3 protein-coding genes are annotated in these 10,111 nt (G+C 64.8%); 1 reads left to right on the forward strand and 2 read right to left on the reverse strand.

Going from position 1 to position 10,111, the window contains the following annotated elements:
* The first annotated feature begins 2 nt into the window (after nucleotides 1-2).
* Nucleotides 3-1,949 (forward strand): cyclic di-GMP receptor LapD, encoded by a 1,947-nt coding sequence (gene lapD / locus E8E91_RS24135; protein WP_280379427.1) that lies wholly within the window; start codon nucleotides 3-5, stop codon nucleotides 1,947-1,949.
* 181 nt (nucleotides 1,950-2,130) lie between these two features.
* Here the strand turns inward: lapD and E8E91_RS24140 are convergent, their stop codons facing one another.
* Together E8E91_RS24140 and E8E91_RS24145 are read right to left on the reverse strand one after the other, a co-directional pair.
* Nucleotides 2,131-2,469, reverse strand: coding sequence for a tryptophan synthase subunit beta (locus tag E8E91_RS24140; RefSeq protein ID WP_271471154.1), 339 nt, complete (start codon nucleotides 2,467-2,469; stop codon nucleotides 2,131-2,133).
* A 62-nt stretch (nucleotides 2,470-2,531) separates the two neighbouring features.
* Nucleotides 2,532-10,043, reverse strand: coding sequence for a DUF5801 repeats-in-toxin domain-containing protein (locus E8E91_RS24145; protein ID WP_280379429.1), 7,512 nt, complete (start codon nucleotides 10,041-10,043; stop codon nucleotides 2,532-2,534).
* Nucleotides 10,044-10,111: the final 68 nt, after the last annotated feature.

Genomic DNA, 10,111 nt, shown 5'->3' on the forward strand with positions numbered 1-10,111 from the left:
CCATGTCGTTACTCAAGCAACTGTTCCTGGCCATCTGCCTGCTGCTCGCGCTGGCCTTCGCCGGCAGCTTCCTCGCGGGCGTGGAGAGCTCCCGCGAGCAGTTGCTCAGCCAGTTGCGCTCACACGCCCAGGACGCCGCCACCGCCCTCGGCCTGTCCATGACACCTCACGTTGACGACCCGGCAATGATCGAGCTGATGGTCAGCTCCATCTTCGACAGCGGCTACTTCGCCAGCATCCGCGTGGTTCGCATCCCCGATGGCGGAGTGATCGCCGAACGCCGCACGACCACCACCAGCGACCAGGTGCCGAGCTGGTTCGCCCATCTGGTCAACCTGCGGCCCCAGGGCGGCGACGCGCTGATCATGCGTGGCTGGCAGCAGGCCGCGCGCGTGGAGGTGCTCAGCCATCCGCAATTCGCCCTGGCCAAGCTCTGGGACAGCGCCATCGGCAGCCTCGCCTGGCTGCTGCTTTGCGGCCTGGTCAGCGCCCTGGTCGGTGCCTGGCTGCTGCGCACGCAACTGCGCCCGCTGGACAACATGGTGCAGCAGGCCGAAGCCATCAGCCGCCGTGAGTTCCTTGCCCTGCCCAAGGTACCGCGCACCCCAGAACTGCGCCGCGTAGTGCTGGCCATGAACCAGATGGTGGACAAGCTGCGCAACCTCTTCGCGGAAGAAGCCGCGCGTAGCGAACGCCTGCGCGAAGAGGCATACCAGGACAGCCTCACCGGCCTGGCCAACCGCCGCCAGTTCGATATCCGCCTCGCCAACCAACTGGTGCCCAACGACCAGAACGCCGCCGGCTACCTCGTGCTGTTGCGGGTCAACGACCTCGGCGGGCTCAACCAGCGCCTCGGCGGCCAGCGCACCGACGCGCTGATCCGCGATATCGGGGAAATCCTCGGCAATCTGGTGCAGAAAAGAGGCAATCCCGACTGGCTGGCGTCGCGCAGCCGCGGCGGCGAGTTCGCCCTGCTCTGCCCCGGCCTCACCGGGGAAGACACCGAACAACTGGCAGCCGACCTCGCCAATCAACTGGAAAACCTGCATGCCACCGGTGCCAGCGACCGCAGTCCGGTCGCCCTGCTCGGCATCGCCGCCTACCGGCCGGGTGAAGACATCCAGCGGGTGATGAGCCGCGCCGACCAGGCCCTGGCCCAGGCGGCGCAAGGCACCGACCGCCCCTGGGTGCGCCTGGACGACTTCGACGCCGCGCCAGGCCAGAGCCTGCACGACTGGCGCGCATGGATCGACGACGCGCTGAGCAAGGGCAAGCTGCGTCTCTACTTCCAGCCGGTGGGTCTCTGCACCAACACCGCCGAAACCCTGCACCACAAAGTGCTGGCGCGCCTGCTGGATCCCCAGGGTGAAGCCGTGCCCGCCGGGCGTTTCCTGCCCTGGATCGAGCGCCTGGGCTGGTCCGCACGCTTCGACCTGGCAATGCTCGAACACTGCCTGGCACACCTGCAGCAGACACCATCGCGCATCGCCCTCAGCCTGTCCGCCGCCAGCCTGCACCCGGGCGAACACCGTGAGCGCCTGCTCGCATTGCTCAAGTCTCATCCCCAGCAGGCGGAGCTACTCACCCTGGAGCTGGACGAGCGCCACCTGCCACCGGCCAGCGAACTCGGGCAGCTCTGCCAGGCGATCCGTGAAACCGGTTACGGCGTCGGCCTGCAGCACTTCGGCGGACGCTTCAGCCTGATCGGCAACCTCGCCCACCTTGGCCTTGCCTACCTGAAGATCGACGGCACCTACATCCGCGCCATCGACCTGGAAAGCGACAAGCGCCTGTTCATCGAAGCCCTGTTCCGCGCCACCAACAGCATCGACCTGCCGCTGATCGCGGAGATGGTGGAATCCCAGGGCGAACTGGATGTGCTACGGGAACTGGGCATCCAGGGCGCCATGGGCCGCCTGATCGGCGCACCGGCGCCATGGCATGGATGAAGCGGGCAGCGGTTTGCGAGCCTGCGATACCCGCGCGGCCCCACCGTAGGTTGGCGCAGAGCGGAGCGAAGCCCAACGGTGCATGCACCGACTCCGAACATTGGGCTTCGCGTGGCTCAGCCACAACCTACGAAAAACGTGCTTGTGGCAGAGAATTCATTCGCAAGAAATGCCTGGCCGCTCAATACGGCAAGCGGTAATCCTCGGAAACCAACTCCCCCAGATCGCCCACCTGGGAGCGGGTGTTGGCGCGGTGCTGAAGTTTGTGGCGGGCGGGGGCCGGCAGGTCGGTGTAATTCATCACGCCCCGACTCACCAGTACCTGCACCAAGTCCTCGATGACCCGCACCAGCTCCAGGTCTGAATACTGTAGGGACATCAGGTGATCATGCAGGCTGCGGCTGGCGAACCAGGTCCGGACTTCCGGATCGCTGGCCGGCATGCTCTGGGTCATGTTGTCGAAGGGTTCGTGCTCCACCCGCAGAACCCTGCCCTTCTCGTCTCTCTGCACATAAACCATGGTTCCTTCCTCACTCCCGTTCCAATGCCGGGCCCGCCGCGAGGGCGGGCCCGCGATGCAGGTCAGGCATCGGCCTTCAATGAACCGTCATCGAGCATATGGGTGATCACCGACGCTGTGTCGGCCGCACCGTAGGCTGCCTGCAGGTTCACCCCCTCCAACACGATAGTCTGTCCGGTGCCACCCGGATTGGCCGCCGTATTGGAATCCACGGTGATGGTGGTGTTGGTGCCGAAAGCCATGGTCAGGAAGTCGTCCAGGCTTCCCGCGTTGCTGTGTTCGCCAGTCAACAGTTGCGACAGGTCCAGCTTGTCCTGCCCTGGAGTGAAGTCAGTGATGGTGGTGGTACCGGTTTCACCGGCCAGCCACTTGAAGGTGTCGGCGCCGCCGCTCCCCGTGAGCTGGTCATTGCCGCCGTTACCCGCCAGCACGTTGTTGCCGCTGTTGCCGGTCAGTACGTCGTTGAAGTGCGAGCCGAGCAGGTTCTCCATGTCGATCAGGGTATCCAGCCCGCCGCCACCGGTGTTCTGCTGGCCAACCAGCGCGAGGTTCACCGCAACCCCGGAGGTGGCGTTGTCGTAGGAAGCCGTGTCGATCCCGGCCCCGCCGTTCAGCACATCGTTGCCCAGCCCGCCCACCAGCACATCGTCCCCGCCCATGCCTGACAGATTGTCATTGCCGGTGGTGCCATGGATCACATCAGCGCTCGCGGTGCCAACGAAGGTGGTGCTCGCCTCCATGGTCACGTGCAGGTTCTGGGTGGCCGTGGTATCGCCGTCGGCATCCTTCACGCCCACCTGGAAGTCCAGGTCGGTATCCAGGGTGTTCTTCTCGCTGGTGATGAAGCCGACATCCGAAACCTTCAGGACGTCGTTGTCGGTCGCCGAGGAGCCGAAGTCGGATACATCGTTCACATTGGTGGCGCCGCCATTGCCAATCACCGAGTTGAAGTTGATGGCTGTGGTGGTAGTGATGCCTTCGACACTGGTGAGAATCTGGGCGCCGTAGATCTGCCAGTTCTCCCCGGGCGCATTGAAGTCGTTGTTCTCGATGACGATGGCGCCGTCGTTCTGGTCCAGCGTGATGCCATAGGCGGCCAGCGCCACGCTGTTGGTGGTCAAGATGTCGTTGGTGCTCACCACCAGCGCCCGCGTGGTCTTGACCCCGCCCGTGCCGATCAGCTTGAGCACCACAACGATGTCTTCATTACCGACCCCGTCGAACTTCAGGAACATCCCGGCCGCGCGGGCGCTCGGCTCGACGCCGACATTGCCCTTGGGATTGGAGGTGTAGAAGTTCAGGTCCAGGACCTCGCCCTTGCCCAGGGTGTCGCCACCCACGCCATTGGCCGCATTGCTCACGCTGACCCACGAAGCGTTCTGGCTGAACAACTCGCCATTGGAGAAGACCGTGGGATTGTTGGTGCCTGCCCACAGGTTGTCGCTGCCAGTGCCGCTACCGGGTTCGGCGTAGGCGGTGTACTGCACATAGAAGTTGTTGGCCAACTCGACCACCGACACCGCCGGCTGCGTGTTGTCCAGTTGCGTGCTGTTCAGCTCGTAGCCGTTGATGCTGAGCGAGGTGCTGGTCTTGAAGATGTTGAACCCCTGGATGGGCTCGTCCAGCGACACCGTGTAGGTGCCATTGGCCTTGTCGAACACCAGGGTGCCGTTGGCCTCGACCAGGGAGCTGGGGCTCGCGGGGTTGGGCGCGTACTTGAAGCTGATGTCGAAGGTCGCACTGGTGTCCGACTCGGACTGCCAGGTCACCGCAGTCGAGGAAATGGCCGTGCCACCGACATTGCCGCTGAGGCTAATGCCGGAAAAGTCCGAATCGGAAGCCGAGAACGGCCCGGCGCCACGGGTATCGGCCCCGGTGGCGTAGACGAAGATCCCCGACCCGCCTGCCGGATTGTTGCCGTTGGAGTAGACGAGGTTGGAGGCCGCGAGGATCACCGGCACATCGTCCTCCACCTGGATCAGCAGGTCGCCCGCCAGGGGCAGGTTGCCGCTGCCATTGCTGGCCTGCAGCGCTCCCGTCAGGTTCAGGGTGAGGAGTTGGTCGTCGCCGCCAGCGCCACTGGGATGATCCAGCGCGCCCAGCAGGGTGAAGGTGTAGTTGCCGTTGCTTTCCACCTGCAGGGTGAAGACGGTATCGGTACCCGCCTTGGCGACCAGGGTGTTGCCGACCCGCGAGTAGGCGATCGTCACACCGTCGGACGTCAGCGACGGCATTGCCTGCTGCACTGCAGCAATGCTGAACTGCGCACCGGCCGGCGTGCCCATCAGCAGTTCGCCGAGGTTGCCGGTGACCACGGTGGTCTGGGCGTCGCCGTCGGTGATGCCGCCGGGAAGTTCGTCCTCGTCCACCTTGCCGACCACGGGCGAAGCATCCTCGATCCGGACCGTCAGGGTCGCGCTGGATGGGTCGCCATCTTTGTCGACGATGGTGTAGGTGAAGCTCTCACTGGTATCCGCCGCAATGCTTGTCGGCGCTGCGTAGGTCCAGGCGCCACTGGCGAAGTTGAGGCTCAGGTTGCCGCCACTGGCAGTGGCAATGTTGCTCAGCTGGCTGCCGGTGATGGTGGTGCCGCCGCTCACGCTGATAGCAGTGGCACCGTCCCAGGTGTAGGTGGTGCTACCGAGCTGGATGGACAGGACGCGGCCTGCTCCGTCGGCACCGAAGGCATCGTCATCACCGCCACCCACGGCATTGTCACTGCCCAGCAGGACATTGCCCGACACCACATTGACGGCCTGGCCACTGCCCTCTGCAACGTCGGCACTGTCATTCATCGCCTGCGGCGTATCGTCGTCGACCTTGATGTTCAGCACGCCGTTTGCGCGGTCGCCATCCTTGTCGGTGACCTGGTAGGTCAGGGCGAACTGCTGGTCGTTCTCCTGTCCGCCCGCGTCATGCTGGATGGGCGCGAGCTGGGTGACGGTGTAGGCGCCACTGGTACCGTCGAGGGTCACCTTGAGGACCGACGTGGTGCCCTGCTTGATCAACAGGTCGCTGCCGGACTTCTCGTAGACAAAGCCGCTGGGGCTACCCGTGGTCAGCCACTGAACGCTGCCGGCGCCGTCCGCGCCAAAGATGAAGCCGACATTGCCGGAGGTGTTCAGCGAATCCACGTCATCGCCCGAACCACCCGCGATACCGCCAGGCAGTGCGTCGTCGTCCAGTTGCACCAGGGCATTGCTGGTCACGTTCGGCGCGTCATCGCGGAAGCTGATGGCGTTGCCGAGGTCTAGGGTCGCGCTGTCCTTGTCGCCATCGCCGTCGGTGATGGTGGCGGTCAGGGTGATGAGGTCGGCGGCGGACAGGCCAGCCACCTGGTCGGGACCGATATCGGGCGAGTGCACGATGGCGCGTGTCTGTTCCAGGGTCACGCTGCCGTCGGATGCGACACTCAGGCGGAAGGCCAACTGACCGCCTCCGCTCACACGCCCGACGATGTCCGAGCCCTCCTTGGACAACAGGATGCTGTTGCCCGTCGCGGTGTCCTGCAGACCGCTGTTCACAGCCGGCGACTTCACACCCAGGCTGTAGGTGATGGAGTTGCTGGCAGCCGCGCCATCGGCGCCGAATACCGGAGTGAAGGCACCGGCAAAGCTGGTGCTGGCGGTGGCGCCCAGGGTGGTTTCGTCCACCTCCACACCCAATGCGCCAAGCCCTTTCACGCTGACATCGGGCACATCGTCGATGATGTCGATGGTCAAGGAGCCCGTGCCGGTGTTGCCGTTGGCGTCGGTCACCGTGAAGGTGAACGTCTCGGTGAACTGCAGGTTGTTGCCGTTGTTGCCCGGGTCGACCTTGGACGCGGACTGCAGGGTGTAGGTGTAGGAGCCGTTGCTGTTGACCACCAGCTGGCCGTACTGGCCGTTACCCGCCCCCGCTTGCAGGCTGAAGGTGTAGGGCCCGTTGCCACCGCTGCCCAGCAGGGTGCCGCTGGCGAACTCGTCAGTGCTCGACGGCGAGCTGCCGAAGCTCAGGGCCGCTTCACGCACATCCCCATCCGAGCCGGCCTGCACGCTGCCCACTACGGTGTAGTTGGAGACGTTGATGGTCAGGGTCGTGGTGCTGAGGTCGCCGTCGCCATCGACGATGGTGTAGGTGAAGGTGTCGACCGCCCCTGCCTGGCCCACGCTGTTCGGATGGCTGGTGTAGCTGTAGCTGCCATCGGCATGCAGCACCAGGGTGCCGAGGCCGGTATCGATCGGCGTATCCACGCCACCGGAAACATGGGTAGTGGTATCCCCGCCGGTGCGCACACCCACGACGCCGGTAGTCAGGGACGGGCGACCGTCGGCACCGAACACATCGGCGACCGAGCCCAGCCCGTCGGCGCTGGTCACGCTGCCGTTCACCGTGGCGCCCTCACCAACCGAAGCGCTATCGGCCTTCGCTTCGGGCTCGTCGTCGACGATCTCGATGCGGACATTGTCCGACGCACTGGCCACGCCATCGTTGACGGTGATGAGGAAACCATCGGTTTCCACACCCAGGCCATCGGTGGTGGCTTCGGTGAGGGTGTAACTGAAGCTGTAGGTGCCGTTGCTGTAGCCGGTGATCTTCACCGTGCCGTGGTCAGCGGCAAAGCTCTGCCCCACCAGGCTGGCGAAGCCATTGGTGGTGAGGTCCACACTCAGGCTGCCAACGTTGAGAGTCTTCAGATTGGACAGACCGTCCGAGTCGGCCACCGTGAAACTGCCGGTCGTGACATGGCTGCCATCGCCGAAGCTGGAGCCGTTCGGCAGGCCTTGCTCGTAGACCTTGGCCAGATTGCCCTGGGCATCCGGTGTGCTGACTTCCACCGTAGGAGCGTCGTTGCTGCCAATGATGGTGAGGGTCAGGGTCGAACTGCTCGGATCGCCGTCAGCATCCTGCATGGAATAGGCGTAATTCAGGCTCACCTGTTGACCCGGGGCCAACGCTTCCACGGCCGCCGAACCATTGGCCAGGACAAAGCTGTAGCTGCCATCGGCGTTCAGGGTCACCAGGCCATAGGGGGTGTTCACCAAAAGGCTGCCATTGTCGCCAGGAATCGCACCGGCGACGCCGTTCCAGCTGGTGAAGGCCGTGGGCTGGTCGGCGCCACCCGCATCATTGGTCAGCACATTGCCGAACAGGCTGCCAGTGTCACCGCCCTCGACGATGCTGGCGCTGTCTGCGACGGCTTCCGGGGTGTCGTCATCGACATTGATGGTCAGGCTACCCGTGGCGGTGTCGCCGTCGGCATCCGTCACCTTGTAGGCGATGCTGAAACTCACATCGTTTTCGTCCATGCCAGCCGAATGCAGGATCGGCCCGTTCTGGACGACGCTGTAGGCGCCGGTCGCCCAGTTCAGCGTCAGGGTGATGACCGTGAGTCCGCCCTGCTTGATCAGCAGGTTGTCGCCATCCTTCTCGTAGCTGAAGCCGCTGGGCGCCCCAGTGGTGAGCAGGCTGATGGAGCCTGCCCCATCAGCACCAAAGCTGTGCCCCAGGGTACCGGTGAGATTGGCGGTATCCGGCTGCACGTCGCCCGTACCTCCGGCATTGCCGAAGGCCAGCGCGTCGTCGTCCAGCTGCACGGCGGCATTGACGCGAACTTCCGGCGAATCGTCATCCACCTTGATGTAGAGCGATCCGGTGGCGAAGTCGCCGTCGCGGTCGGTGATCTTGTACTCGACCTCGAAGCTCAGGTCGTTTTCGTCATCCCCATAGGGATGCATGACCGGCGCATTCTGGGTGACGGTGTAGGCACCGGTGAGCGCGTCCAGGGTGACGGTGATGACCGTCACGTCGCCCTGCTTGATCAGCAGGCCACCCTGGGTTTCCACATAGGTGAAGCCGGCGGGTGCGCCACTGCTCTGCAGCTCGATCGTGCCCGCACCGTCGGCGCCGAAGCTGTGGCCGATGACGCCGCTGGTGTTCTGGGTATCGGGCGTGACATCGCCCACGCCGCCTGGGTTGCCATGGGGCAAGGCATCGTCGTCGAGACCGACTTTCACGTAAGGATCGATGCTGGGCGCGTCATCCCTGAAGCTGATGGCGTCGCCCAGGTTGAGGGAGGCGCTGTCCTTGTCGCCATCACCATCGGTGATGGTGGCGGTCAGGGTGACGAGGTCGGCGCTGGCCAGGCCGGACGCCTGGTCCGGCCCGGAGTTCGGGGTGTGGAAGATCGCCCGCGACTGCTCCAGGGTTACCGTACCGTCAGCCGCGACACTCAGGCGGAAGGCCAGTTGTCCGCCGCCAACCACACGCCCGACGATGTCCGAGCCCTCCTTGAACAGCAGGATGCTGTTGCCCGTCGCGGTGTCCCGCAGGCCGCTGTCCGCCCCTGGCAATTTCACATCCAGGGCGTAGGTGGTGGCATTGCTGGCAGCCGCGCCGTCGGCACCGAACACCTTGGTGAAGGCACCGGCGAAACTGGTGCTGTCGGTGGCGCCCAGGGTGGTTTCATCCACCTGCAGGTCGAGCCCTTGCAGGCCCTTCACGCTGACGTCCGGCACATCGTCGATGATGTCGATGGTCAGGGTGCCCACGCCGGTGTTGCCGTTGGCGTCGGTCACCGTGAAGGTGAAGGTCTCGGTGAATTGCAGGTTGTTGCCGTTGTTACCCGGATTGACCTTGGGCGCGGACAGCAGCGTGTAGGTGTAGGAGCCATTGCCGTTGACCACTAGCTGGCCGTATTGGCCGACGCCCGCGCCAGCACTCAGGCTGAAGCTGTAGGGCCCGTTGCCGCCGTTGGCCACCAGGGTGCCGCTGGCGAACTCGTCGTTGCTGGCCGGCTCGGAACCGATGCCGAGCGCGGCTTCGCGCACATCGTTATCGGAGCCCGCCTGCACGCTGCCCACCACCGTGATGTTGGACAGGTCGATGGTCAGGGTCGTGGTGCTGAGGTCGCCGTCGCCATCGACGATGGTGTAGGTGAAGGTATCGACCCCACCGGCCTGGCCCAGGCTGTTGGCATGGCTGGTGTAGCTGTAGCTGCCGTCGGCATGCAGCACCAGGATGCCCAGGCCGGTATCGATGGGCACATCCACACCGCCGGAAACATGGGTCGAGGTATCCCCACCGACGCGCACACCCACGACGCCGGTAGTCGGCGACGGGCGGCCATCGGCACCGAACACATCCGCCACGGAGCCCAACCCGGCGCCTGTGACCACGTTGCCGGTCACACTGCTGCCTTCGCTGACCGATGCACCATCCGCTTTCGCCAGCGGCACATCGTCGATGATCTCGATGCTGACATTGGCCGAGGCGCTGGCCAGGCCGTCGCTTACCGATACCTGGAATCCGTCCGTCTCGGGGCCGGTGGCATCGGTCGTGGCCGAGGTCAGGGTGTAGCTGAAGCTGTAGGTGCCATTGCTGTAACCAGTGATTTGCACTGTGCCGTGGGCGGTAGTGAAGCTCTGCCCCACCAGGCTGGCGAAGCCGCTGGTGGTGAGGTCGACGCTGAGGCTGCCGACGCTCAGGGTCTTCAGGTTGGCCAGCCCATCGGAGTCGGCGACGGTGAAGCTGCCGGTGGTCACGTTGCTGCCGTCACCGGCGCTGCTGCCATCCGCCAGGCCCTTCTCGAACACTTGGTCCAGGCCACCGCCGGCTCCCGGACTGCTGACTTCGACGGTGGGAATGTCGTTGCTGCCGACGA

The sequence above is a fragment of the Pseudomonas sp. BN515 genome, from assembly GCF_029873155.1.
Taxonomy (GTDB): Bacteria; Pseudomonadota; Gammaproteobacteria; order Pseudomonadales; family Pseudomonadaceae; genus Metapseudomonas.